This is a genomic window from Myxococcales bacterium, assembly GCA_022184915.1.
Lineage (GTDB): Bacteria > Myxococcota_A > Polyangia > Fen-1088 > Fen-1088 > JAGTJU01.
In genome coordinates, this window is record JAGTJU010000006.1 from 23,447 (window position 1) to 49,965 (window position 26,519).

At 61.9% G+C, this 26,519-nt stretch carries 17 protein-coding genes, 5 tRNA genes and 1 pseudogene; 20 read left to right on the plus strand and 3 right to left on the minus strand.

Annotated elements, in window-relative coordinates:
* Positions 1–13: 13 nt before the first annotated feature.
* Positions 14–2,710, minus strand: a complete 2,697-nt coding sequence (alaS, locus tag KA712_21140) for an alanine--tRNA ligase (GenBank protein ID MCG5055478.1) — start codon at positions 2,708–2,710, stop codon at positions 14–16.
* Between the two features lie 142 nt (positions 2,711–2,852).
* On the minus strand, positions 2,853–4,112 hold the full coding sequence (locus KA712_21145; GenBank protein MCG5055479.1) for a type IV pilus twitching motility protein PilT: 1,260 nt from the start codon (positions 4,110–4,112) through the stop codon (positions 2,853–2,855).
* Between the two features lie 223 nt (positions 4,113–4,335).
* Here KA712_21145 and KA712_21150 point away from each other — a divergent pair, with 223 nt between their 5' ends.
* On the plus strand, positions 4,336–5,376 hold the full coding sequence (locus KA712_21150; GenBank protein MCG5055480.1) for a response regulator: 1,041 nt from the start codon (positions 4,336–4,338) through the stop codon (positions 5,374–5,376).
* A 33-nt stretch (positions 5,377–5,409) separates the two neighbouring features.
* On the opposite strand, the gene hpt is transcribed toward KA712_21150, so the two are convergent.
* Positions 5,410–5,949: a hypoxanthine phosphoribosyltransferase gene (gene hpt / locus KA712_21155; GenBank protein ID MCG5055481.1), complete on the minus strand. Its 540-nt coding sequence runs from the start codon at positions 5,947–5,949 to the stop codon at positions 5,410–5,412.
* A gap of 108 nt (positions 5,950–6,057) precedes the next feature.
* On the opposite strand from hpt, the gene KA712_21160 reads away from it, so the two are divergent.
* The 19 genes and pseudogenes from KA712_21160 to tuf (KA712_21250) all read left to right on the plus strand — a co-directional run bounded on the left by KA712_21160 (position 6,058) and on the right by tuf (KA712_21250) (position 26,516).
* A complete protein-coding gene (locus KA712_21160; protein MCG5055482.1) occupies positions 6,058–7,407 on the plus strand; it encodes a tetratricopeptide repeat protein in 1,350 nt (449 codons plus the stop codon).
* 370 nt (positions 7,408–7,777) lie between these two features.
* Positions 7,778–7,850, plus strand: a tRNA-Thr gene (locus KA712_21165).
* Positions 7,851–7,906: 56 nt separating this feature from the next.
* Positions 7,907–7,988 (plus strand) — tRNA-Tyr (locus KA712_21170).
* Positions 7,989–8,069: 81 nt separating this feature from the next.
* Positions 8,070–8,142, plus strand: a tRNA-Gly gene (locus KA712_21175).
* A 45-nt stretch (positions 8,143–8,187) separates the two neighbouring features.
* Positions 8,188–8,260: transfer RNA gene (locus KA712_21180), tRNA-Thr, on the plus strand.
* Positions 8,261–8,311: 51 nt separating this feature from the next.
* Positions 8,312–9,516 (plus strand): annotated as a pseudogene (gene tuf / locus KA712_21185) (elongation factor Tu).
* Positions 9,517–9,642: 126 nt separating this feature from the next.
* Positions 9,643–9,715: transfer RNA gene (locus KA712_21190), tRNA-Trp, on the plus strand.
* A 68-nt stretch (positions 9,716–9,783) separates the two neighbouring features.
* Positions 9,784–10,140, plus strand: coding sequence for a preprotein translocase subunit SecE (secE, locus tag KA712_21195; protein MCG5055483.1), 357 nt, complete (start codon positions 9,784–9,786; stop codon positions 10,138–10,140).
* Positions 10,141–10,187: 47 nt separating this feature from the next.
* Positions 10,188–10,730 carry a transcription termination/antitermination protein NusG gene (nusG, locus tag KA712_21200; GenBank protein MCG5055484.1) on the plus strand — a complete coding sequence of 181 codons (543 nt, stop codon included), beginning with the start codon at positions 10,188–10,190 and terminating at the stop codon, positions 10,728–10,730.
* Positions 10,731–10,757: 27 nt separating this feature from the next.
* Positions 10,758–11,204: a 50S ribosomal protein L11 gene (gene rplK, locus KA712_21205; protein MCG5055485.1), complete on the plus strand. Its 447-nt coding sequence runs from the start codon at positions 10,758–10,760 to the stop codon at positions 11,202–11,204.
* A 34-nt stretch (positions 11,205–11,238) separates the two neighbouring features.
* The gene (rplA, locus tag KA712_21210; protein ID MCG5055486.1) at positions 11,239–11,955 is read left to right on the plus strand and encodes a 50S ribosomal protein L1; all 717 of its coding nucleotides are present in this window, start codon (positions 11,239–11,241) and stop codon (positions 11,953–11,955) included.
* Positions 11,956–11,970: 15 nt separating this feature from the next.
* Positions 11,971–12,486, plus strand: coding sequence for a 50S ribosomal protein L10 (gene rplJ, locus KA712_21215; protein ID MCG5055487.1), 516 nt, complete (start codon positions 11,971–11,973; stop codon positions 12,484–12,486).
* 88 nt (positions 12,487–12,574) lie between these two features.
* Entirely contained in the window at positions 12,575–12,964 is a 390-nt protein-coding gene (rplL, locus tag KA712_21220) for a 50S ribosomal protein L7/L12 (protein ID MCG5055488.1), read from the plus strand.
* A gap of 181 nt (positions 12,965–13,145) precedes the next feature.
* A complete protein-coding gene (gene rpoB / locus KA712_21225; GenBank protein MCG5055489.1) occupies positions 13,146–17,360 on the plus strand; it encodes a DNA-directed RNA polymerase subunit beta in 4,215 nt (1,404 codons plus the stop codon).
* Between the two features lie 48 nt (positions 17,361–17,408).
* On the plus strand, positions 17,409–21,614 hold the full coding sequence (gene rpoC, locus KA712_21230) for a DNA-directed RNA polymerase subunit beta' (protein MCG5055490.1): 4,206 nt from the start codon (positions 17,409–17,411) through the stop codon (positions 21,612–21,614).
* Between the two features lie 354 nt (positions 21,615–21,968).
* The gene (gene rpsL / locus KA712_21235) at positions 21,969–22,340 is read left to right on the plus strand and encodes a 30S ribosomal protein S12 (protein ID MCG5055491.1); all 372 of its coding nucleotides are present in this window, start codon (positions 21,969–21,971) and stop codon (positions 22,338–22,340) included.
* Between the two features lie 35 nt (positions 22,341–22,375).
* Positions 22,376–22,867, plus strand: coding sequence for a 30S ribosomal protein S7 (gene rpsG, locus KA712_21240; GenBank protein ID MCG5055492.1), 492 nt, complete (start codon positions 22,376–22,378; stop codon positions 22,865–22,867).
* Positions 22,868–23,166: 299 nt separating this feature from the next.
* On the plus strand, positions 23,167–25,251 hold the full coding sequence (fusA, locus tag KA712_21245) for an elongation factor G (GenBank protein ID MCG5055493.1): 2,085 nt from the start codon (positions 23,167–23,169) through the stop codon (positions 25,249–25,251).
* 68 nt (positions 25,252–25,319) lie between these two features.
* Entirely contained in the window at positions 25,320–26,516 is a 1,197-nt protein-coding gene (gene tuf / locus KA712_21250; protein ID MCG5055494.1) for an elongation factor Tu, read from the plus strand.
* The last annotated feature ends 3 nt before the right edge of the window (positions 26,517–26,519 follow it).

The following is a 26,519-nucleotide window of genomic DNA, read 5'->3' on the forward strand; positions in this document are numbered from 1 at the left end:
GCGACCTCGAGGTTCAGCTTTTCGCGACGAGGTCAACCAGTGCCTGGCGCCACTGGCTCAGCACGGCGCCCAAGTCGGCAGGCCGGGGCCCGCCCCCTTGCGCCATGTCAGGTCGACCTCCGCCCTTACCATCGATGACCTTCACCAACTCGGACAAGGTTTTGCCCGCATGGAACCGCCCCACCAAGTCTTTGCTCACCACGCACACCAACGACAGCTTCTCCCCTTCGTCGCCCACCAGCGCAATGACGGCGGGAGAGAGCTTGTCCCGCAGCTTGTCGGCCGTTTCGCGCAGGATCTTCGCGTCGCTGACCGGGACATCGGTCACGAGGATCGAGACGTCGCCCACCTTCTGAGCGTGTGCGGTCAGATCCTTCCCTCCGCCCGAGGCCAGCTGAGCGCGCAGTTTCTCGATCTCTTTGTCCCGCGTGCGAAGGTCTCCCTGGAGACGCTCGAGTTTGGAAGACACCTCGAAGGGGCTGGCCTTGAGCTGTTCCGCCGAACCCAGGAGCTCGTGTTCCAGCTTGCGCACGAAACCCACGGCACCCAATCCGGTGACCGCCTCGATCCTGCGGACGCCCTGTGCAATGCCCGTTTCTTCTGTGATCTTGAAGAGGCCGATGTCGCCGGTCCGCGACACGTGGGTGCCTCCACACAGCTCCTTGCTCTCGGCCATGGACAGCACGCGAACGGTGTCCGCGTACTTCTCGCCGAAAAACGCGACCGCGCCCGCGGCTTTCGCTTCCGCGATCGGAAGCACCGCGGTCTCGACAGCATGGTTTTGAACGATGCGGGCGTTCACCAGATCTTCTACGCGCTCGCGTTCTTCCCGCGTGAGGGGCTGAAAATGGGAAAAATCGAAGCGGAGACGCTCCTCCGAAACCAGGGAGCCCTTCTGCGCCACGTGCTCGCCAAGCGTCGTACGCAGGGCCCAGTGCATGAGGTGCGTGGCCGAGTGGTTGCGTCGAACGGCGTTGCGGTGAGCTTCGTCCACCCGCAGGTCCAGCGCGTCACCCACCTTGACCTCACCCGACACGAGCGTGGCCACGTGCACCGACAGGCCGGGGACCGGCCGTTTCGTGTCGTCGATGCGCACGCTTCCCGCCGGGCCCGTCGCCACGCCGCTGTCGCCCACTTGGCCGCCCGATTCGCCGTAAAAAGGGGTTTCCGCGCAGACGAACGCAAAGGGGGTGGAAGCTCCGTCTGCCCCGACCCTCACTTGGTCCACTTCCCGGCCGTCCTGGACGAGGGCAACGACCTGCCCAGGCGCATGGCAGGCCTCGTAACCCAGAAACCGGGTGGTCCCCACGCGCTCGGCGATCGCTTGAAACACCCCCTCGACCGCGAGCTCCCCGGATCCCACGAAGGCAGCGCGCTTGCGCTGGGCCTCCATCTGCGCGTCGAATCCAGCTTCATCGACCTCCAGGCCTCGGCGGTTGCCGATGACCCGGGTGAGATCGAGAGGGAAGCCATAGGTGTCGTAGAGCCGAAACGCCAGCTCGCCCGGCACGGACGTGCCGGACAGGCGCTCCGTTTCCTCGGTCAGGATACGCACGCCGCGCTCGAGGGTTTCGCGGAAGCGTCGCTCCTCTTGCTCGGTGACTTCCAAGATGGTGCTGCGGCGTTCGTCGAGCTCGGGATAGGCGCTGCTCATCAGGTCAATGACCTGGCCGGTCAGCTTGGCGAAGAACGCGTCCTTGATGCCGAGGAGATCTCCGTGATAGATGGCGCGTCGCATTATGCGACGTAAGACGTACTCCCGGCGCGTCTTCTCGGGGAACACGCCATCGGCCACCAAGAACGCCGTGGCCCGCGCGTGATCGGCGATGGCCCGCATCGAAACCGACGATGAGTTCTCTCTGTAGTCGGTAGCGTCGAACGTCTTGGAGGACAGGCGCGCCACCGTGTCGACGAGAGGGCGTAAAAGATCCGTCTCGTAGTTCGAACGGTAGCCCTGCAGCACGGCGCAGAGTCGCTCGAGGCCCATGCCCGTATCCACGGAGGGGCGGGGCAGGGGCGTTCGCGTGCCGTCGGGGTGTTGCTCGTACTGCATGAACACCAGGTTCCAGACCTCGACCCAGCGATCGCAGTCGCAGGCCGGCCCCTGACACGGGCGTCCCGCCGCGACCTCGGCGCAGGGGAGGTCGTCGCCTTGGTGGTAGTGAATTTCGCTGCACGGACCACAGGGGCCCGTATCGCCCATGGCCCAGAAGTTGTCCTTGTCGCCCAGCGGGATGATGCGATCGTCAGGCACCCCGGTGATTGACTTCCAGAGCTGTCGAGCTTCGTCGTCCGAGTGATGGACCGTGAACACCAGTCGGTTGAGCGGCAAGCCGTACACTTCGGCCAGCAGCTCGTGCGCGAAGGTGATGGCACCCTCTTTGAAATAGTCGCCGAAAGAGAAATTACCCAACATCTCGAAGAAGGTGTGGTGGCGTGCCGTGCGCCCTACGTTTTCGAGGTCGTTGTGTTTGCCGCCCGCGCGCACGCACTTTTGTGCTGTGGTGGCCCGAATGCGCGCCCGTCGGGATTTCCCGGTGAACACGTCCTTGAATTGGTTCATGCCCGCGTTGGCGAAGAGCAGCGTGGGGTCGTTCTGGGGCACGAGGGAAGAACTCGCCACCTCTTCGTGGCCCTTGCTCACGAAGAAATCGAGGAAGGCCCGGCGGACGGCCGAGGCGTTCAGGAATGTGCTTGAGGGGTGCGGCATGAGGGGGCGAAATCTAGCAGAAACGCTTTGCGTTTGTGCCGCGATTGCCGCGGTTTGCCAGGGGCGGCCCGTGCAGGAGCGGTCCGTGCGGGCCGGGCCTGGCCAGGCGCCGGTGCTCGCTCAGCCCCGTGTTCTGTTCCCGCTACTCCTTGAAGCGGTCGATCTTGAATTCGTCAGACAGGGCGTTGGCCCCGACCCGGGTGGCGGTGACCTGGCGGACCTGCGTGTCCGCAACCCCACCCATGCGCGGGGTCGGGTCGTAAATTTCCTGCGCATAGGCACGCGAGGCTCCGGCGGCCCCCCCGTCTCCACCTGCGGAGGCGCCCTTGTTGAAGCCCCGGAAGTGCAACGCGAAGTCGTCGGGGTTCGTCGCGTTCCTCACCGCCTCGTCGTAGGTGATGATCTGGCGCTGGACGAGCTCTGTCAGTGACTGGTCGAAGCTGACCATGCCGTACGGGTCCCGTCCCGTGGCAATGGCGTCGCGGATCTCACGGGTACGTTTCGGGTCCGCTACGAGCTCCTTGACCCGGGCCGTGTTCACCAAGATCTCCACGGCCGGAATCATGCCTCGGCCGTCCGCTCGCGGAACGAGCCGCTGAGACACGACGCCCTTGAGCACCGTGAGCAGCTGCAGACGCGCCTGGCTTTGCTGATGAGGAGGGTAAAGCGAGATGATGCGGTTGACGGTTTCCACGGCATCGATCGTGTGGAGCGTGGAGAGCACCAGGTGACCGGTTTCGGCCGCGGTCATTGCGATCTCCGTGGTCTCGATGTCGCGCATCTCACCAACCAGCACCACGTCGGGGTCCTGGCGAAGGGCGGCCCGCAGCGCCCTCGAGAACGACGTCGTATCGAACCCCACCTCGCGCTGGTTGATGACGCTGCGCCGGTCCTTGAACGCGTACTCGACCGGATCCTCGATCGTGACGATGTGAGCCGCGCGGCGGGAGTTGATGAAGTCCACCATGGCCGCAAGTGTGGTCGACTTGCCGGACCCCGTGATGCCGGTGACCAGCACCAAGCCGCGCTCTTCGGCGGCCAGGTCCAGCACTTTGGGCGGTAGGTTCAGGGTCTCGAAGGGCGGAACGTCGGGCGGGATGAGACGCATGACCATGCCCACGGAGCCCCGCTGCTGGAACACGTTCACGCGGTAGCGCACACCATCCTGCGACGCATAAGCGAGATCCACGTCCCAGGTCTGCTCGTACTGCTGCCGCAAGCGTTCGCTCATGATCGCGTAAGCGAAGTTGCGCAGGACCTCCCGTGACAGAGGGGGCACGTCCCGGACGGTCCGGAGGTCGCCCTTGATGCGAAAGATCGGCGGCAGGCCGGCCTTCATGTGGACGTCCGACGCGCCAAGCTGGCGGGCAGCCTGGAGCACCCGGTCGAGAACGGTGGTCATGACGTGCGAGTTCCTCTCGAGGGGTGCCCCGGCGTAACCAAAACCGTTACGCGGGCCCGCAGAGCGACGCGCCTGCTGCCCTGCGACCCCCTTCTTCTTGATCGTGTCCCGGGGCGAGGAACTTGAGGTCGGCGTGAGAGCGTATGGACTGGGCTTCGGGGATGCCGTCAGGAGGTTGCGTCCAGTTTTTGATCTTTGCGTCCGGCTGCCCTAGGGTCTCGAAGTGACCAAGCGAAACCCTTGGACGGGTCAGGAGGTACTCATCGTCGACCAAGACGAGCGGGTGCTGCGCGGCCTCGAGAAGCTGTTTCGCGACATCGACATGCTAGTCACCGGGCTTTCGGACGTCGAACGTGCGAAGGACCAGCTGTCGAACAAGTTCTTTCCCGTCGCCCTCATCGACCTCGACACACCCGGGCCCGACAAGGGGCTCGAGCTGCTCGCCTTCGCGAAGGAGAAGTCCCCCGTAACCAACCTCATCGTCATGAGCGGCCGCCGAACCTTCGAGGCCGCTTCGACGGCGTTCCGCGCAGGGGCCCTCGACGTTGTGCCGAAGAGCCAGGATGCGGTGCTTTACCTTCGTGATCGCGTCATTCGTGCGTGTCAGGAAATCGAGGCCAAGACCGACACGCAACGCCTGCTCACGCAGCTCGGGGAAGTCCACGAAGACTTTCTCCGCGAGATGATGGACCTGTCCCGGCGCCTGGTGGATTTGGAAGACCGTTTGCTGTCGCGCGAGCAGGGCTCGTCCCCCTCGATGCACGAAATTGGGAACATTCCCGTGCTGCTTGTGGACGATGATGCCTCACTTTTCGGAGCCCTCGAGCGGCTCCTACCCGCCGAGAAAGGCTGGCGCATTCGGATTGCGCAAAGCGGGGGTGAAGCGTTGGACGCTGCGTCCCAGGCCCCCCCGCGCATCGCCGTCATCAAGGAGTCCTTGCCGGACTTGCCGAGTTCGATGGTGGTAAAAACCATCCGCAACGCCAGTCCCGAAGTGATGGTTCTGCTGTTCACGCCGCCGGCAGGCGCGACGGTGGGCGAGGTGAAGGTGGTCGAGAGCTCGCGGCTCATCACGCTCGTGCCCTCCTTCACGGACCCCACGCAACTGGCCTCGTCGCTCGAAGAGGTTCGGGAGGCCATCAAGCAGAAGGGCAAGGAGCGCAGGTACCTCAAGGTGTTTCGGCGCGACCACCTGGAGTTCATCAACCGCTACAACCGTCTACGGACCCGCCTGCAGACGCAGCTGGGGAAAAAGGACGAATGATGATCCCCACCCCCGACCTCGCGTCGCACGCGCTCAGGGGGGGGTGACCTTGAGCGCCCCGATATACGGAAGGTTCCGATAGGACTGAGCCGCGTCGAGTCCGTAGCCCACCACGAAGTGGTCTGGGATCGAAAACCCGACGAAGTCCACGTCCACCTCCACCCGACGGCGGCTCGGCTTGTCGAGCAGTGCCGCGACCCACACGCTGGCGGGGCTCCGGGCCGCCAGAATGTGGCGGAGATAACGCAGTGTGAGTCCGGAGTCGACGATGTCCTCGACGATGAGGACGTGTCGGCCCTCGACGGGCAGTGACAGGTCGCCTACCAATTCCACCACACCCGATGACTCGGTGCTGTCTCCGTAGCTGCGGAGGGTGAGGAAGTCGCACTGCAGTTCCCGAGAGATCCGCCGAACCAAGTCGGCGGTGAAGATGAACGCGCCTTTGAGGACACCCACCACGGTCAGCGGTCCCGGGGGAATACGGACCTGGATTTCGTGGGCGAGTTCCGCAACACGAGCCATCAAGGCGGCTTCAGAAATCAAGGGTTCGACAGGTTCGGTTTGGGGCTGCATGGGCCAGTATGGTGCGGGGGAGCGATCGGGCCCTGGGCCCTCGTACGGCCATGGGCGGGCGCGGTGTGGGAACCCAGAGGCCGGCAGGATGTCATAGAATCGATGCACATGGATCCCGTTCTGCGCCTCGATCCTTCTTCGGCGGCTCATCGCCCTTCGGCTGCGCCGGAACGCGCCCCCAAGGGCCGCTGGAGGTACGTATCGGCGCTACTCGTCGTGAGCGCCTTTTCAGGATGCGCCACCTCGCGGGGAGGGGCCGGGGAGGCACGATCCGAGCCCGTGCGCTACGACATGGAGCCCGTCGAGATCACGGCCACCCGCGAGGGCGCCGAGGTAACAGTCGACGCCTACGACGCGCAAGAGCTGTTCGAGCGCGCCAGTCAGGCCTACGCGGAGAAGCGATTCGACGACGCCCTTGGCCACTATCGCCGGCTGATGAAGTCGTTTGCCTCGTCGGCGCAGGCGAAGGCCGCGCAATACAATCTGGGACTCGTTCATCAAGACCAGGGTCAATGGGCGGAGGCCGCAGCCGAGTTCCGCAGGTTCATCGACGCTCATCCCGAGAGCCCCGACGTCAAGGATGCGTACTTCCAGCTGGGGATCTCCCTGGCGGAGGCAAAGCAGTGGCTGCCCTCGGAGCAGGTCTTCGTGACTCTCATCGAACGAAAGGACCTCACGGCCGACGACCGGGTGGAGGCCCTTACGCGTCGTGCCGTCGCCCGTTACAACCTGGATGACCTGGACACCGCCGAGTACGTGCTGCGAGAGGTCTTCTTTTTCAAGCGCCGGCTCGAGGTGACGAACGAGGAGCGGCTGGACACCGACTATTTTCTCGCGCTCGCGCAGCTGATGCTGGGCGAGATCTCCCACAAGCGCTCGAACGCCGTGCCGCTCAGGTGGCCCGAAAGCCAAATGAAGAAGGACCTCGAGGAAAAAGCCCGGCAGCTCCTTGAGGCCCGTCGGCGCTACATTGACGCGGTTCGCTACGGAAACGCGCGCATCGCTTCCATGGCCGCGTTTCAGATCGGGACGCTCTTCCAGGAGTTCTACGACGCCGTCATGGCGGTCCCCGAACCCACGGATCTCGGCGGCGACGACAAGTTGGAGCAGCGCAGCGTATACCGGGACGAGCTGCGTGACCGGCTGCGCATCGTATTGGAGAAGGCTCTGCGCGGCCACGAGCACAACCTCGAGCTCTTCGAACGCCTGGGCGTCGAGACCGAGTGGGTCACGAAGTCCCGTGAGGCCATCGACAAGTTGAGGAGCCTTCTCTTTCCGGCGCCGGGTCTTGAAGCGGCCAGGCCGGACCCCAAGGCACCCTCGAACGCCAACGATGAGCGCCCCGCTGAGCCGCCCGAGCCCACAGGAACGGAGCGACCCGCTCCCACCCTGGACGGTGCGGCCCCGGAGCGTCGAGCGCCGTCGGCACCTCCGGGTCCTGCCCGGCGCGTCCTCTGAACGAAGCGCGTCGGTGCCGCGCTCGGGCTCGCGCCGCGCCGCGCCCAATCTGGGGCATCTTTGCTACCGGGGAGCCACCAAGGACGGGAAGCTTGCAAAAATCCCCCGTAAGTCTTTGCCGAGCTGCCCCTAAGTCGCTATCTTCCGCGTCCCGCCGAACGCCGTGCAGCGGGACCCGTGGACCGATGTCGCTCATCGAAAAGTCTGTCTTTGGCTTCATCGGCGAGCCCAGAAATGCTTGACACGTCGCCGGGCGCGGAGTAAACGTTCGCGCTCTAAAAGCCCACGGGAGCTGTGCGCCCGAGGACACCTAAAACCTAAATTAGCGAGATCACATAACTTATCGGAGCGGGCGGAGCGAGCCGCAGGTGCTGGCGTAGCTCAATTGGTAGAGCAGCTGATTTGTAATCAGCAGGTTGCGGGTTCGAGTCCCATCGCCAGCTCGTAACGTAGAAGACCGGAATAAGCCTAATCAGAGCCTAGTTAATCAACACTTCCCGGAGGGATTCCCGAGCGGTCAAAGGGACCAGACTGTAAATCTGGCGCCTCAGGCTTCGAAGGTTCGAATCCTTCTCCCTCCACAACCCGGCCGTTCGTACCGCAACGAACTCACCACCACCCCAAAGACTCTTACGGAGACGACCACAGCTTAACCACCCACTGCGGGAGTAGCTCAACTGGTAGAGCTCCAGCCTTCCAAGCTGGATGTCGCGGGTTCGAACCCCGTCTCCCGCTCGGCAACACTCATCGACAAATAACGAACCTGTCCGAACGATATCCGCCCACCTAGCTCAGTTGGTAGAGCACGTCCTTGGTAAGGACGAGGTCACCAGTTCAATCCTGGTGGTGGGCTCGAAGGACATCGACCTAGAACCAAACGAAAGCGACCTGCGGGAGAGCAGACATGGCGAAAGAGAAATTCAACCGTACCAAGCCACACCTGAACGTGGGAACGATCGGACACGTCGACCACGGGAAGACGACGCTGACGGCGGCGATCACGAAGGTGCTGACCGACAAGGGTCAGGCGAAGTTCATGGCGTACGATCAGATCGACAAGGCCCCCGAGAGAACGGGAACGCGGCATCACGATCTACGATCGCCGCACGTGGAGTACGAGACGAACAAGCGCCACTACGCGCACGTCGACTGCCCCGGGCACGCTGACTACGTCAAGAACATGATCACGGGCGCGGCGCAGATGGACGGCGCGATCCTGGTGGTGAGCGGCACCTGACGGCCCGATGCCGCAGACGCGCGAGCACATCCTGCTGGCGCGCCAGGTCGGTGTTCCCGCGATCGTGGTCTTCCTGAACAAGGTGCGACATGGTCGACGCAGGAGACGCAGAGCTTCTGGACCTGGTCGAGCTCGAGCTCCGTGAGCTCCTGTCGAAGTACCAGTTCCCCGGCGACGACACACCGATCGTGCGAGGCAGCGCGCTCAAGGCGCTCGAGGGGCGACAAGAGCGAGATCGGGGTGGCGGCCATCGACAAGCTGATGCGACGCATGCGACTCGTTCATTCCTGAGCCGAAGCGCGAGATCGACAAGCCGTTCCTGATGCCCGTGGAAGACGTGTTCACGATCTCCGGACGTGGCACGGTGGTGACGGGACGCGTGGAGCGCGGACGCGTGAAGGTGGGCGAGGAAATCGAGATCGTCGGCCTCCGCGACACGCAGAAGTCGACCGTCACGGGCGTGGAAATGTTCCGGAAGCTGCTCGACGAGGGACAGGCCGGCGACAACGTCGGCGCCCTTCTCCGCGGCACGAAGAAGGAAGACGTGGAGCGCGGACAGGTGCTGGCGCATCCGGCAGCGATCAAGCCGCACACGAAGTTCGCGGGCGAGGTGTACGTCCTGAAGAAGGAGGAGGGTGGTCGCCACACGCCGTTCTTCAAGGGCTACCGCCCGCAGTTCTACTTCCGCACGACGGACGTGACGGGCAATGTGACGCTGCCGGCGAGGGAGGAGATGGTGATGCCGGGCGACAACGTCAGCATCGACGGTCGAGCTGCTCGCCCCGATCGCTATGGAAGAAGGCCTGCGCTTCGCGATCCGCGAAGGTGGCCGTACCGTCGGCGCCGGCGTGGTCGCGAAGATTCTCGAGTAGTCCTCGGACCAGACATTGAGAACATCTCCTTCACACGGGAGCGCGCGAGGCGGGGTCATCGACTCCGCCTGCGGGCGTTCTAAGCCCTCCTCGCAGGGGAGTTCGGTCCGTGTGGAGGGGGGACATAGGGCAGTAGCTCTAATGGTAGAGCAGCGGACTCCAAATCCGCGGGTTGGGGGTTCGAGTCCCTCCTGCCCTGCATTCGGCTCGCGCCACGTCGTGGCGGTCTGAAGCCTCATTGAAGACACCTCTGTCGGGAACCGGTTGATGGGATCCAACAAATACATCCATTTCTTCTTCGGCTGCGCGGCGCTGATTCTAGCGTTGCTGCTCTCGTTGAGCATCGACTGGGTCTGGAACTACTTTGCCAAGCCTCCTCAGCTGGCCGTCAACCTCATCGCGGTCGGCATCACTGCGGTTGTCACCCTGGTCGCCTACAGGAACGACAACCTCCACGGCACCGTCACGGACATCTTCCACGAGCTGGAAAAGGTCACTTGGCCCACCCGCAAAGAGACCTCCGCGGCAACCGTGGTGGTCATTGTGACGGTGGTCATTTCGGCACTGCTGCTGAGTGCAATCGACAGCGTGTGGTCGTTCCTGACGACAACGGTGCTCAGTTGAAGCCTCCGGTAGCAACACGACAGACGGTCGAGAAGACGGCGGACGTAATGAGCGAGAACACGGGCGAAATCAGAACGATGCGGTGGTACGTCGTTCACACCTACTCCGGACACGAGAACAAGGCCAAGCTCTCGCTGTTGGACCGTGTGCGCCAGGCGGGGATGGACGCTCGCTTCGGCGAGGTGCTGATCCCCACCGAAACGGTCAACGAGCTCGTCAAAGGGCAGAAGCGTTCGACGACGAGAAAGTTCTTCCCAGGCTACATGTTCGTTCAGATGGAGATGGACCAGGAGACGTTCCACCTGGTGAAGAACACTCCCAAGATCACGGGCTTCCTGGGCGGCACCAATCCGCAGCCCGTCAAAGAGAACGAGATTCAGACGCTCGCCGATGGTTCGCCCAAGGCGAAGTCCCGTGTCTCCTTCGACGAAGGAGAGACGGTTCGCGTGATCGAGGGGCCTTTCGCCAATTTTTCGGGCGAGATCATTGAGGTAAAGGCCGACAAGGAAAAGGTTCGAGTGAATCTGTCGATCTTCGGCCGGGCAACTCCGGTCGAGCTCGAATTCCGTCAGGTTGAAAAGACCGGCTAATTGCGCCGGATGATTTGGTGAATAGCGATGAAGAAGGTTCAAGGTTACATCAAGCTGCAGATCCCCGCCGGTAAGGCAAACCCGGCTCCGCCCATTGGCCCAGCACTCGGCCAACACGGCGTGAACATCATGGAGTTCTGCAAGCAGTTCAACGCCAAAACGCAGGCTCAGGCGAAGGAAGATCTGACGATCCCCGTGGTGATCACGGTCTTCTCCGATCGCTCGTTCACCTTCATCACGAAGACACCGCCTGCCTCGGTTCTCATCAAAAAAGCGGCGGGCCTGCCTACCGCGAAGAAGCCTGGTTCGGGTTCGAAAGAGCCGAACAAGGTGAAGGTGGGGAAGCTCACCAAGAAGCAGGTTGAAGAAATCGCCAAGACCAAGCTGTCTGACCTCAACACCACCGACGTGGAAGCAGCCATGCGAACCATCGCTGGCACGGCCCGTTCGATGGGTGTCGAAGTCGAGGCGTAAGTGCCGGGTCCGGTGAGGAAACAAGGAACACAACATGGGTAAGCACGGAAAGAAATTCCGGCGCTCGGCTGCGAAGGTCGAGACCGGAAAGCGCTTCACGCTCGACGAAGCGTGTTCGCTATTGCCAGAGACGAAGGTGGCGAAGTTCGACGAAAGCGTCGACATCGCCGTTCGCCTGGGCGTCGATCCTAAGCACGCCGACCAGATGGTCCGCGGCGCGGTGGTTCTGCCCCACGGCACGGGAAAAACGCTGCGCGTCGTTGTCGTGGCCAAGGGCGACAAGGCCAAGGAGGCGCAGGACGCAGGCGCCGACCACGTGGGTGCCGACGAGTTGGTGGAGAGGATCCAGAAAGAAAACTGGACCGACTTCGACTCGCTCGTGGCCACTCCCGACATGATGGGTCTCGTGGGTCGTCTCGGCCGTGTGCTCGGTCCCAAGGGGCTGATGCCGAACCCGAAGGTGGGGACGGTAACGCCCGACGTAGCGAAGGCGGTACGGGAGCTGAAAGCCGGTCGCGTGGAGTTCCGCGTGGAGAAGGCAGGCATCGTGCACTCCCGGATCGGGAAGGTCTCCTTCGGTCCGCAGAAGATCCGAGAGAACGCAAAAGCGCTGCTCGAGACCCTGATGCGTCTAAAGCCCTCGACAGCGAAGGGCGCGTACGTTAAATCGGTCAGCCTGTCAACGACGATGGGTCCTGGTCTTCGCCTCGACACCGCGCCGCTGATCGCCGAGCTCGAAGCTGCTCGCTAAGTAGGAGAGCCGACAGTGGACCGAACCCAAAAATCCGAATCGCTGGCCAGCCTGAAAGAGAAGCTGGCCAAGGCGCAGAGCCTGGTCATCGCCGACTTCCGAGGCCTGACGGTGGACAAAGACACCGCCATGCGTAACGAATTCCGCAAGGCAGGCTGCGAGTACAAGGTCGTGAAGAACAAGCTTCTCGGCCTGGCCGTGAAGGACACCGCCATGGCGTCCATCAAGCCCCTCTTGGCCGGACCGACCGCCATCGCCTACTCCTTCGAGGACGCGGGTGCACCTGCCAAGGTGCTGACCAAGTTCGCCAAGGGCGAGGAGAAGCTGCAGATAAAAGGCGGCTACGTGGACGGAAAAGCCCTCGATGCCAATGGCGTCGAGATGCTGTCGAAGATGCCCGGCAAAGACGAGATGCGGGCTACCTTCCTGGCGACCCTCAATGCCGTACCGCAGACGTTCATGCGCTTGCTCAACGCGGCCCCCCAGAGTTTCGTGTACCTGCTCAAGGCGCGCGAGGATCAGCAAAAGTAGTCAGTACCCCAAGAACCCATCGAAGCCGCCGCCGAGCGACGCGCATCAAGATTTCCCAAGCTGAGAAAGATAGAAGGAGACCCTTACAATGGCCGACGTGACCAAGGAACAAGTCGTTGATTTTCTCTCCCAGATGTCCGTGATGGACCTCGCCGCTCTCACCAAGGAGCTGGAGCAGAAGTGGGGCGTTTCTGCTGCCCCTGTGGCCGTGGCGGGCGTGGCCGCCCCCGCTGGAGGCGCCGGCGATGCCGCTGCCGCCGCCGAGCAGACTGAATTCACCGTTGTGCTCGCCGAGGCGGGTGGCAACAAGATCGGTGTCATCAAGGCCGTTCGCGAAGTCACCAGCCTTGGCCTCAAGGAAGCCAAGGACCTGGTTGACGGCGCTCCCAAGCCCGTCAAAGAGGGCGTGTCCAAGGACGAGGCTCAGAGCGTCAAGAAGAAGCTCGAAGAGGCTGGCGCCAAGGTCGAGATCAAGTAAATCCCTTCGGTTGCGAAATCTCGACTTGACGGCAAACCCGTCGACATTAGCCGGTGGTCGTCAGTTCACCCCCGGGGCTTCGACGCCCAGGGGGGAGGACTGTCGACCGTCGGCCATTTGCAGTCGCTTTGCAGTCGCTCCGATCGTTAGGGCCGTTTCGAGCGTATAAGAGGGAGAATCAATGGCGTCTCAGATCCAGAACAATTTCCGCGCGCGCAAGAGCTTCGCCAAAATTCGGAAGATCATCGACATTCCGAACCTCATCGAAATCCAGAAGCAGAGCTACGACAAGTTCCTTCAAATCGACATCCCTGCCGACCAGCGCGCGGACATCGGCCTGCAGGGTGTATTCAAGAGCGTCTTCCCGATCAAGGATTTCTCTGAAACGTCCTCGATCGAGTTTGTCAGTTACATTCTGGATCGGCCCAAGTACGACGTGGACGAGTGCCGGCAGCGCGGCATGACGTTCGCGGCTCCCATCAAGGTGACGGTACGCCTGGTCGTCTGGGACAACAACGACGAGACCGGCGCCCAGTCAATCCGCGACGTCAAGGAGCAGGAGGTTTTCTTCGGCGAGATCCCCCTCATGACGGAGAACGGCACCTTCATCATCAACGGCACCGAGCGTGTCGTGGTGAGCCAGCTGCACCGCAGCCCGGGTGTTTTCTATGACCACGACAAGGGTAAGACGCACAGCTCCGGCAAGCTTCTCTACAGCTGCCGCGTGATTCCTTACCGCGGTTCGTGGCTCGACTTCGAGTTCGACCCGAAGGACATCCTTTACGTGCGCATCGACCGCCGCCGTAAGCTTCACGCGACGGTGCTGCTGCGCGCCCTCGGCTACTCGACCGAAGAGCTTCTCAACTACTACTACGACACCGAGACCGTCTACCTGGAAGAGGGCAAGAAGTTCTCGAAGTCGCTGGAATTCGACCTTCTTCCTGGTCAGCGTGCGACGCGCGACATTCGCCACCCCGACACGCGCGAGATCTTGGTCAAGAAGAACCGCAAGTTCACGAAGCTGGCCATCAAGAAGCTCCAGGATTCGAACGTGCGCTCGCTCCCGGTCGAGGTGGCGGAGCTCGTAGGGAAGGTGGCGGCACATGACGTCATCGACGAGAACACCGGCGAGGTGCTGCTTCAGTGCAGCGAAGAAATCACGGAGTCTAAGCTTGACGAGCTGCGTGAGCACGGCATCGCCGAGTTCAAGGTGCTTTTCATCGACAACTTGAACGTTGGACCTTACCTGCGAGACACGCTCATCGCGGACAAGCTTCAGACGACGGAAGAGTCGATCCTGGAAATCTACCGTCGCCTCCGCCCGGGCGATCCGCCCACGCTCGAAACGGCGCAGAACCTCTTCAACAACCTGTTCTTCAATCCGGAGCGCTACGATCTATCCAAAGTGGGTCGTCTGAAGCTGAACTACAAGTTCAAGCTCGACGAGTCGTTGGACAATTGCGTCCTCACGAAGCGCGACATCCTCGAATCGGTGCGATATCTCATCGATCTCAAGAACGGTAAGGGGCAGATCGACGACATCGATCACCTCGGTAACCGTCGCGTGCGCGCCGTGGGCGAGCTGATGGAGAACCAGTACCGGATCGGTCTGGTTCGCATGGAGCGCGCCATCAAGGAGCGCATGAGCATGTCTCAAGAGATCGAGACGCTCATGCCGCACGACCTCATCAATGCCAAGCCCGTCTCGGCAGTGGTGAAGGAGTACTTCGGCTCCTCGCAGCTGTCGCAGTTCATGGACCAGACGAACCCTCTGTCGGAGGTTACGCACAAGCGTCGGCTCTCCGCCCTCGGGCCTGGTGGTCTCACGCGGGAACGCGCCGGCTTCGAGGTGCGCGACGTTCACACCACCCACTACGGACGCATCTGCCCGATCGAAACGCCCGAAGGTCCGAACATCGGACTCATCGCGTCGCTATCGACTTATGCACGGGTCAACGAGTTCGGATTCATCGAGACGCCCTACCGAAAGATCGAGAACAGCGGAGTCACCGACGACGTGCAGTTCTTCTCTGCTTTGCAGGAAGAAGGCCACTACATCGCCCAGTCGAACACGCTCATCGAGGACGACGGTGGTCTGGGTTCGGAGCTCGTCTCCTCTCGCCACAACGGCGAGTTCATGATGTCGCGCCGTGAAGAGGTGACGCTCATGGACGTCTCACCGAACCAGCTGGTCTCGGTGGCGGCGTCGTTGATCCCCTTCCTCGAGAACGACGACGCGAACCGCGCGTTGATGGGATCGAACATGCAGCGGCAGGCGGTCCCCGTGATCCGCACGCACGCGCCCCTCGTGGGCACAGGCATGGAGGGGATCGTGGCTCGTGACTCGGGCGTTACTACAGTGGCTCGCCGCGACGGCTACGTCGAATCGGTGGACGCCACCCGTATCGTGGTGCGCCCCGCGGAAGCCGACACCAAGGACCACCTTGCGGCAAAGCCCGACATTTACACGCTGAACAAGTTTCAGAGGTCCAACCAGAACACCTGCTTCAACCAAAAGCCCATCGTCCAAAAGGGCGACTACGTCATGAAGGGCGACGTGATCGCAGATGGCCCGGCCACCGAACGCGGTGAGTTGGCCCTCGGCGAGAACGTACTGGTCGCGTTCATGCCTTGGGGTGGCTACAACTTCGAAGACTCGATTCTGCTTTCCGAGAACATCGTGAAGCGGGACAAGTTCACCTCGATTCACATCGAGGAGTTCGAGTGCGTGGCTCGTGACACGAAGCTCGGAAAAGAGGAGATCACCTGCGACATTCCCAACGTGGGTGAGGAAGCCCTCAAGGATCTCGACGAGTCGGGCATCGTGCGCGTCGGCGCCGAGGTGAAGGCCGGAGACATTCTCGTCGGCAAGATCACACCCAAGGGTGAAACCCAGCTTTCTCCTGAAGAAAAACTCCTGCGAGCGATCTTCGGCGAAAAGGCCGGCGACGTGCGCGACACCTCGCTCAGGGTTCCGCCTGGCGTTCAGGGCATCGTCATCGGGGCTCGTGTGTTCGCACGCAAGGGCACCGAGAAGGACGAGCGGGCGAAGAGCATCGAGGATTCCGAGAAGGAGAAGCTCCTCGCAGACCAGCGAGACGAGATTCGCATCATCACCGAGCACTACCACGAGCGTATGCGCACGCTGCTCGTGGGAAAGATGACGGCCGTCAAGCTGGTGGACGAGAAGGGCAACGTTCTTGCGGCCAAGGGCCAAAAGCTCGAAAGCGGCACGCTCGATGCCATCCCGGCACGCCACTGGGCCGAGATTCAGATCGAGGGAGGAGACGTGGGCGAGCAGCTTCAGTCTCTGGCCAAGAGCCTCGATGAGGACGTTGGCCGCATCGAGGAAAACTACCGCGAGAAGATCAGCAAGCTCACGAAGGGCGACGAGTTACCGCCCGGCGTGATCAAGATGGTCAAGGTCTACCTGGCCATCAAGCGAAAGCTGTCCGTGGGTGACAAGATGGCCGGCCGCCACGGGAACAAGGGTGTCGTTTCGCGCATCCTTCCCGAGGAGGACATGCCCTATCTGCCTGACGGAACCCCCGTAGACATCGTCCTGAACCCGCTGGGCGTGCCCTCGCGCATGAATGTGGGTCAGATCCTCGAGACCCACATGGGATGGGCGGCCTTGGAGCTCGGAAAGCAAATCTCCGAGCACGTGGAGCGGGAATGGACCGGAGAGGCGCTTCGAGAGAAGCTGCGCAGGGTCTACACCGAGCCTGAGCACCTGGCTCTCATCAATCAGCTTCCCGAGGAGGAGCTGAAGCGCTGGGCCTACTCGGTACGAAGCGGCATCCATCTGGCCACGCCCGTCTTCGACGGCGCCAAGGAGCACGACATCACGGGTCTTCTTGCCGAGGCCGGACTGCCCAAGAACGGGCAAAGCATCCTGTTCGACGGCAAAACGGGTGATCCCTTCGATCACGACGTGACCGTGGGCGTGATGTACATGCTGAAGCTGCACCACTTGGTCGACGACAAGATTCACGCTCGGTCGATTGGTCCCTACTCCCTCGTCACCCAGCAGCCGCTGGGCGGCAAGGCACAGTTCGGTGGCCAGCGCTTGGGCGAGATGGAAGTGTGGGCGATGGAAGCTTACGGCGCGGCGTACTGCCTTCAGGAGTTCCTGACGGTGAAGTCCGACGATGTCGTTGGCCGTACCCGCATGTACGAGGCCATCGTCAAGGGAGAGCACACGCTCGAGCCGGGCTTGCCCGAATCGTTCAACGTGTTGCTGAAGGAGCTGCAGTCGCTGTGCCTCAACGTCGAGCTCATCGAAGACCCAAGCGCCCCGCGCAAGCAGGAGTCGACGGTTGAACTCATGGCCCGTGAAGTTGCGGCAAAGGCAGCGGCAACGGCAGCGGCCGAAGGCGCCGTTGGCGGCGAGTGAAGACGAGCGAGTAACCGCTAGAGAAATCGGAGAGTTTCCACAATGACGATGAAAGACATCTTCAATTTCTTCGAGAAGCCGAAAGATCCACTTTCCTTCTCGGCGATCCGCATCTCGCTCGCCTCACCGGAACGCATCCGGGAGTGGTCGCACGGCGAGGTGAAGAAGCCTGAAACCATCAACTACCGGACGTTCAAACCGGAGCGGGATGGTTTGTTCTGCTGCAAGATCTTTGGCCCAGTCAAAGACTACGAGTGCTTGTGCGGGAAGTACAAGCGCATGAAGCACCGCGGCGTCGTGTGCGAGAAGTGTGGCGTCGAGGTCATCCAGGCCAAGGTGCGCCGCGAGCGGCTGGGTCACATCAACCTGGCGACCCCCGTCGCGCATATCTGGTTCCTCAAGTCGCTCCCGTCGCGCATCGGCACCCTGGTGGACATTTCGCTGAAGGACCTCGAGAAGGTTCTTTACAGCGAGAGCTACGTCGTCATCGACCCGAAGCAGACAGGGATGCAGTCGGGTGAGCTCCTTACCGAGGAGCGTTACATCAAGGCCATCGAGCAGTTCGGCGAGGACGGGTTCTCGGCCGGAATGGGGGCCGAAGCCATCCGCGACATGCTCAAGAGCCTCGAGATCGACAAGCTCTCGGAGCAGCTTCGTCAGGAGATGCGGGATGCGACGAGCGAGGCGAAGCGCAAGAAGATCGCCAAGCGCTTGAAGGTCGCGGACGCCTTCCGTGAGTCCGGTAACAGCCCCGAGTGGATGATGCTGGAAGTGGTTCCAGTGATTCCGCCTGACCTGCGCCCTCTGGTTCCTCTTGATGGTGGGCGGTTCGCAACGAGCGATCTGAACGACCTTTACCGCCGCGTCATCAACCGAAACAACCGCCTCAAGCGCCTGCAGGAGCTGAACGCTCCGGAGATCATCATCCGGAACGAAAAGCGCATGCTTCAGGAAGCTGTCGATGCTCTTTTCGACAACGGTCGTCGCGGGAAGACGATCACGGGCCCCAACAAGCGCCCCCTGAAGTCTCTCTCTGACATGCTCAAGGGCAAGCAGGGGCGCTTCCGGCAGAACCTGTTGGGCAAGCGCGTCGACTACTCTGGCCGTTCGGTCATCGTTGTTGGCCCCGAGCTCCGGCTCCATCAATGCGGGCTCCCGAAGAAGATGGCGCTCGAGCTCTTCAAGCCGTTCATCTACAACAAGCTCGAAGAGCGTGGTCTCGTCACCACGATCAAGAGTGCGAAGAAGATGGTCGAGAAGGAGAAGCCCGAGGTTTGGGACATCCTCGAAGAGGTCATCAAGGAGCATCCCATCCTGCTCAACCGTGCGCCCACCTTGCACCGGCTGGGTATTCAGGCGTTCGAGCCTTTGCTCATCGAAGGCAAGGCGATTCAGCTTCACCCGCTGGTGTGTGCGGCTTTTAACGCCGACTTCGACGGCGATCAGATGGCCGTGCACGTCCCTCTGTCGCTCGAGGCGCAGATGGAAGCACGCGTGCTGATGATGTCCACGAACAACATCCTCAGCCCAGCTAACGGTCGTCCGATCATCCTGCCCTCGCAGGATATCGTTCTCGGCCTTTACTACATGACGCGCGAGCGACTGTTCGCGAGGGGCGAACACCGAGATCCAGGGAGCAGTACGGAAGAGCAGCTTCGCGGCGTGTACGCCTCGATCGATGAGGTCCGTGCGGCCTACGATCACGGCGAGCTCGATCTCCAGGCTGCGATCAAGGTTCGCATCGCGGGGAAGATCGAACTCACGACAGTGGGTCGCACCTTGCTTTACGACGGGATTCCTCCGGGACTGCCCTTCAAATTGGTTAACCGCGTCATGGGCAAGAAGCAGCTGGGTGATCTCATCGACGCCTGCTATCGCGCCTTCGGTCAGAAAGAAACCGTTCTTCTGGCAGATCGGTTGAGGTCCCTCGGCTACACCAACGCTACGCGCGCCGGTGCGTCGATCTGCGTATCGGATCTGTTGATTCCAGATGCAAAGACCAAGCTTCTGGATCAGGCCCAGGGCGATGTTCGTGAGATCGAGGAACAGTATACCGAGGGGCTCATCACCGACGGTGAGCGCTACAACAAGGTGGTGGATATCTGGGCGCAGGTTGCCGAGCAGATCGCAGAAGAGATGATGCGAGAGATCGGTACGGAAGAGGCCACCAACCTCCGAACGGGAGAGAAGCGTCAGACGCCGTCCTTCAACCCGATTTACATCATGGCGGACTCGGGGGCGCGTGGTTCGGCTCAGCAGATTCGTCAGCTGGCCGGCATGCGCGGCCTCATGGCCAAGCCCTCGGGCGAGATTATCGAAACACCGATTACCACGAACTTCCGTGAGGGTCTGTCGGTGCTCGAGTACTTCATTTCGACCCACGGTGCCCGCAAGGGGCTTGCCGATACGGCCCTCAAGACGGCGAACTCGGGTTACCTGACTCGCCGGCTGGTGGACGTGGCTCAGGACTGCATCATCGGTGAGAAGGACTGCGGCACGCTCGACGGCGTCGAGCTGACAGCGCTGGTCGAGGGGGGCGAAATCATCGAGAAGTTGGGCGACCGTATCCTTGGTCGCGTCTCGTCTGAAGACATCTTCGACCCTTACACGGGTGAGGTGCTGGTTCAGGCGGGTGAGGAGATCACCGAAGAGAAGGTTCGCGTGATCGAAGACGCTGGCATCGACAAGGTGAAGATCCGGTCGGTGCTGACCTGTGAGACCCGCCGAGGCACCTGCGTTCTTTGTTACGGCCGCGATCTGGCACGCGGATACATGGTGAACGTAGGGGAGTCGGTGGGCGTCATCGCGGCTCAGTCCATCGGCGAACCCGGCACGCAGCTGACGATGCGGACGTTCCACATCGGCGGTGTCGGTCAGGTACGTACGGAGCAGTCTCAGCTCGAATCACGCTACGATGGTATCGTGAAGATCGAGAACACGAACCTTGTCCACCGTGGCAAGGAGTGGATCGTCATGAACCGTCACGGCGAGTTCGTGATCCAGGACGAGACGGGCCGCGAGCGTGAACGTTACGGACTGACGTACGGTGCGCGCCTATACTTCGCCGAGGGAGACCGCGTCAAGGCCGGTCAGCTCCTTGCAGAGTGGGACCCCTTCTCTGTGCCCATCCTCACGGAAGTGTCCGGTGTGGTGAAGTTCGGCGACGTGATCGACGGCGTCACCATGACCGAACAGCTCGACGAAGTGACCGGCCTTTCTCGAAAGAGCATCACGGAGTCGAAGGATCCGGACTTGCGTCCCCGCATCTCGATCAAAGACGAGGGCGGAACCACCAAACAGATCCCGGGCTCGGACAACCAGGCCCGCTACTTCTTGCCGGTGGGCGCGACGATCGCCGTCATGGAAGGCGATACACTGGAGGCCGGCGACATCATCGCGCGTATCCCGCGCGAAACCACGAAGACCAAGGACATCACAGGCGGCTTGCCTCGAGTTGCCGAACTCTTCGAGGCGCGCAAGCCCAAGGAACACGCGGTGGTCACCGAGGTCGACGGCGTGGTTTCGTTCGGCAAGGATACCAAGGGTAAGCGCAAGGTCGTCATCACGCCGGACCATGGGGGCGATCCCAAGGAGTACCTGATCTCCAAGGGCAAGCACCTCTCGGTGCGAGAAGGTGACCGCGTGCAAGCCGGCGAGCCTCTGATGGACGGGGCAGCCAATCCGCACGACATCCTTCGAGTCCTGGGTGAGAAGGCGCTCGCCAAGTTCCTCGTGGACGAGATTCAAGAGGTGTACCGTCTGCAGGGCGTGAAGATCAACGACAAGCACATCGAGGTGATCGTGCGCCAGATGCTCCGCCGCGTCCGTGTTTCGGACGTGGGGGATACGAACTTCCTCATTGACGAGCACGTCGAGAAGTGGGCGTTCGTAGAGGAGAATGAACGGGTGCTCGCAAAGGGTGGACGTCCGGCGCAGGCCGAGGCTCTGCTGCTCGGCATCACTAAGGCGTCGTTGTCGACCGAGAGCTTCATCTCCGCATCCTCGTTCCAGGAGACCACGAAGGTCCTCACCGAAGCCGCAGTCAACGGTAAGGTCGATTACCTGCGGGGCCTCAAGGAGAACGTCATCATGGGCCGCCTGATTCCCGCGGGAACGGGTCTTGGAGCGTACAAGCGACTGACCATGCGGGTTGAGGAGCCTGAGGAGGCAGCCGCTCAAGCCATGGCGGGCAGTCTCGGACCCGTGCCGGCGCCCACCAGCGAAGGCGCCATGATGACTCAGGAAGATTACTAGGCAGACATTCACTGCTTGGTCGGGGCCTGTGTTCCCCCGGCAGCTGGGCCGGCACGCTGGGAGGCGTGACCGGCCCCTCTGTTGTCATCGTTCCGATCCATAACCTCCATCGATGAGATGGCGCAATGCGCTTCGCGCCCCAGGTCCTCGGAGGGCTGCAAAGCCGGAAGAAATCGTGTCGTTCTCTTGACTTCCCGTTGACTTCGTTGAGCCGATTCTTATAATCCGACCTCCCTCCATCCTAGGAGGGCCTGCAGACCCATGTGGGTGCGCATCTGGTCCCCAGGACCCGCACGCCGTGGAGTGCAGCTCGAAGCGAATCAAGTACAGGTTTTCAAAGGTCCTTCTGCAACGATGCCTACAATCAACCAGCTCGTCCGGCGCGGCCGCAGCCTTCAGCGCCGCAAGACCGCCTCTCCGGCACTCAAGGCTTGCCCGCAGCGCCGTGGCGTTTGCACGCGCGTATACACCACCACTCCGAAGAAGCCGAACTCGGCCCTCCGCAAAGTGGCGCGTGTCCGTCTGACCAACGGCATGGAAGTGACCACCTACATCCCGGGTGAAGGGCACAACCTCCAGGAGCACTCCGTGGTTCTCATTCGTGGAGGCCGTGTCAAGGACTTGCCGGGCGTCCGCTACCACATCGTGCGCGGCAGCCTGGACACGACAGGCGTGAACAACCGCAAGCAGGGCCGTTCAAAGTACGGCGCGAAGCGCCCGAAGTAATTTTCTCTGACAGCTAAGACTCGGAAAACGAAGCTATGCCCCGTAAAGGTGAAGTCCCAAAAAGAAAGCCACTTCCCGATCCGAAGTTTACGGATCAGCCGATGGAGGCTCGACGTCGCGTCACCAAGTTCATCAACACGGTGATGCTTTCCGGAAAGAAGGCGGTGGCCGAAGGAATCGTCTATGGTTCCTTTGACTTGGTCGCTGAGAAAGCCAAAGACGATCCGGTCAAGGTCTGGGACCGTGCGCTCCAGAACGTGCAGCCCCGGCTCGAGGTTAAGTCCCGCCGCGTGGGCGGTGCAACGTACCAGGTTCCGATCGATGTGCGCAACGACCGCGCCATGACTCTTGGCATGCGCTGGCTCATACAGGCTGCACGTAGCCGGAATGACGGCCGTACCATGGTCGAGAAGCTTGCCAACGAATTGGTCGACGCATCGAACAATCGGGGCGCGGCCGTGAAGAAGCGTGAGGACACGCACAAGATGGCCGAGGCCAACAAGGCCTTCTCGCACTACCGCTGGTAGTCGAACGTTTCGTCACCTCAAAGTGTATCTTTATCTTAAAACTTAATGTGAGACTCAGTTCCAGGCGCTGTCGTTGTGATGGCGTCTGGAGCCGAAGGTCGAGAAAATCGGCGCTCCGCGCGGGGGGTTGAAGGGAGAGTCTGAAGGCCAGCAATAGTCTTCAGGTTCTACCGTCAGCCAACCCTACCACCGCCCCGACGAAATCTCGGCCAGTCGATACCCTGACAACGGACCTCGCGGTGTCGTGACCTTTCGTCACGGGAAACATCGCCTGCGCGTTGGAAAGGACGTAACAAGCCGTGGTTCGTCAAACTTCCGTCGATCTGACCCGAAACATCGGGATCATGGCGCATATCGATGCGGGTAAGACGACCACGACCGAGCGGATTCTCTACTACACCGGCGTCTCCCGCAAAATGGGCGAAGTCGATGAGGGAACCGCCGTCATGGACTGGATGGAGCAGGAGCAGGAACGCGGCATTACGATCACCGCGGCCGCGACGACCTGCTTTTGGCGAGAACACCGAATCAACATCATCGACACCCCGGGCCACGTGGATTTCACCATGGAAGTAGAACGCAGCTTGCGCGTCCTTGACGGCGCGGTGGCGGTATTTTGCGCCGTGGCGGGTTTCCAGCCCCAATCAGAGACGGTGTGGCGCCAAGCCGAAAAGTACCGGGTGCCCCGCGTTGCGTTCATCAATAAGATGGACCGAACCGGGGCGAATCCCTGGCGCTGTGTCGACCAAATCAGGGAGCGGGCGAACGCCCATCCCGTGGTGACCCAGATTCCGCTCGGACTCGAGGACACCTTTACGGGCGTGATCGACCTTTTGACGATGAAGGCGCTCGAGTGGGTGGGGGACGTTACGGGTACGTTCTTTAACGTTCTCGAGATTCCCGCCGAGTTGGTTCCTTCCGCGAAGAAGGCGCGGGTTGCCATGGTCGAGGCCCTCGGAGAAGTCGACGACGAGATCCTGACCCTTTACGTCGAAGGTGCCGAGATTTCGCAGGAGCGGCTTCGTGCGGCCCTACGCCGGGCCACAATCGCGGGAAAAGCCGTGCCCGTGCTCATGGGGGCAGCGTTTCGCAACCGAGGAGTGCAGCCGCTTCTGGACGCGGTCGTCGACTACCTGCCGTCTCCCGCAGACCTACCTCCCGTGGTCGGTGTCGACCTCGAGGGACAAAGCGTGAGCCGCCCTGCTAGCCCCGATGCGCCCCTTGCGAGTTTGGCGTTCAAGCTCATGAGCGACCCCTACCTCGGGCAGCTCACGTATCTTCGGGTATACGCGGGGCAGCTTGCCGTGGGAGACACGGTGCTCAACGCAAGCAGCGGAAAACGAGAGCGGGTGGCGCGCCTCTTCCGCATGCATGCCAACCGTCGGGAGGAGATCAAGCTGGCCACGGCGGGCGATATCGCCGCTGCGGCAGGCCTGCGAACGACGGCCACAGGCGACACGCTCTGTGATGGGGCTGCCCCTATCAAGCTTGCCTTGATCGACATTCCGACGCCTGCGGTCAGGCTCACCATCGAGCCGAAAAATCAAGCCAGCGCGGACAAGCTCTCGGAGTCACTCAAGCGGCTGGCGCTCGAGGATCCTTCCTTCGAGGTCTCGTACGATAGCGAGACGGGGCAAACCATCTTGGCGGGGGTAGGGGAGCTACACCTCGAAATCCTGGTGGACCGGCTGGTTCGTGAGTTCGGCGTGGAGGGGAGGGTGGGGAGGCCACAGGTGGCCTACCGAGAGACCGTGACGCGTACCCAGAAGAACACAGTCCGGCACGAGGTCCAGGTAGGACTCCGGGGCCAGTTTGCTGAGGTGACGTTGCAGGTCGAGCCCAAGCCCCCCGGAACGGGATTGCTGCTCGTCGACGAGAGCAGCGACGAACAGATTCCGCGGGCCTTCCTGCCAGCCGTGCAGCGGGGGATTCGCAACGCCCTGTCCACGGGCTTCGTTGCGGGCTACCCGGTCACGGACGTTCAGGTCACGATCATGGGCGGGGCCTTCCACCCGGTGGACTCCAGCGAGCAGGCCTTCGAGGTCGCAGGGTCGTTGGCGGCGCGCGGCGCGGGACGCGACGCGACTCCCGCGCTCCTCGAGCCAATCATGACCGTCGAGGTCATGGTACCGACCGAGTTCACCGGTGAAATAACTGGAAATTTAATGTCGCGCCGAGGCCGAGTTCTTGGTATTGATGCGCGCGGCTCGGTCCAGGCCCTTACGGCGGAGATTCCTCTCGCCAACATGTTTGGGTACGCAACCGAGCTGAGGTCGCTCTCCCAGGGCCGCGCGACCTTCACCATGCAGTTTTCGCACTACGGCCCGGTCCCGTCTTCGGTCGCGGATTCCATCCTCGAGCGACTCCGAGGCCCGGTATCCTGAAAACCCAAAAGTCACCTTCACCTTCGAGCGAACCTCACAGCACCAGTTAAGTCTGGAGGACACCAGAAATGGCTAAAGAGAAATTCAACCGCACCAAGCCACACCTGAACGTGGGAACGATCGGACACGTCGACCACGGGAAGACGACGCTGACGGCGGCGATCACGAAGGTGCAGACCGACAAGGGTCAGGCGAAGTTCATGGGGTACGATCAGATCGATAAGGCCCCCGAAGAACGGGAACGCGGCATCACGATCTCGATCGCCCACGTGGAGTACGAGACGAACAAGCGCCACTACGCGCACGTCGACTGCCCCGGGCACGCTGACTACATCAAGAACATGATCACGGGCGCGGCGCAGATGGATGGCGCGATCCTAGTGGTGAGCGCACCTGACGGACCGATGCCGCAAACGCGCGAGCACATTCTGCTGGCGCGCCAGGTCGGTGTTCCCGCGATCGTGGTCTTCCTGAACAAGGTAGATATGATCGACGCAGGAGACGCAGAGCTTCTGGACCTGGTGGAGCTCGAGCTCCGTGAGCTCCTGTCGAAGTACCAGTTCCCCGGCGACGACACACCGATCGTGCGAGGCAGCGCGCTCAAGGCGCTCGAGGGGGACAAGAGCGAGATCGGGGTGGCGGCCATCGACAAGCTGATGGACGCATGCGACTCGTTCATTCCTGAGCCGAAGCGCGAGATCGACAAGCCGTTCCTGATGCCGGTGGAAGACGTGTTCACGATCTCCGGACGTGGCACGGTGGTGACGGGACGCGTAGAGCGCGGACGTGTGAAGGTGGGTGAGGAAATCGAAATCATCGGCCTCCGCGACACGCAGAAGTCGACCGTCACGGGCGTGGAAATGTTCCGGAAGCTGCTCGACGAGGGACAGGCCGGCGACAACATCGGCGCCCTTCTCCGTGGCACGAAGAAGGAAGACGTGGAGCGCGGACAGGTGCTGGCGCACCCTGGCAGCGTGAAGGGTCACAAGAAGTTCGCGGGCGAGGTGTACATCCTGAAGAAAGAGGAGGGTGGTCGCCACACGCCGTTCTTCAAGGGGTATCGCCCACAGTTCTACTTCCGCACGACGGACGTCACCGGAGATGTGACTCTGCCAGCGGGGGTTGAGATGGTGATGCCGGGCGACAACGTCAGCATCGAGGTCGAGTTGCTCGTCCCGATCGCTTGCGAAGAAGGTCTGCGCTTCGCAATTCGCGAAGGTGGCCGTACCGTCGGCGCCGGCGTCGTGGCTAAGATTCTCGACTAATCG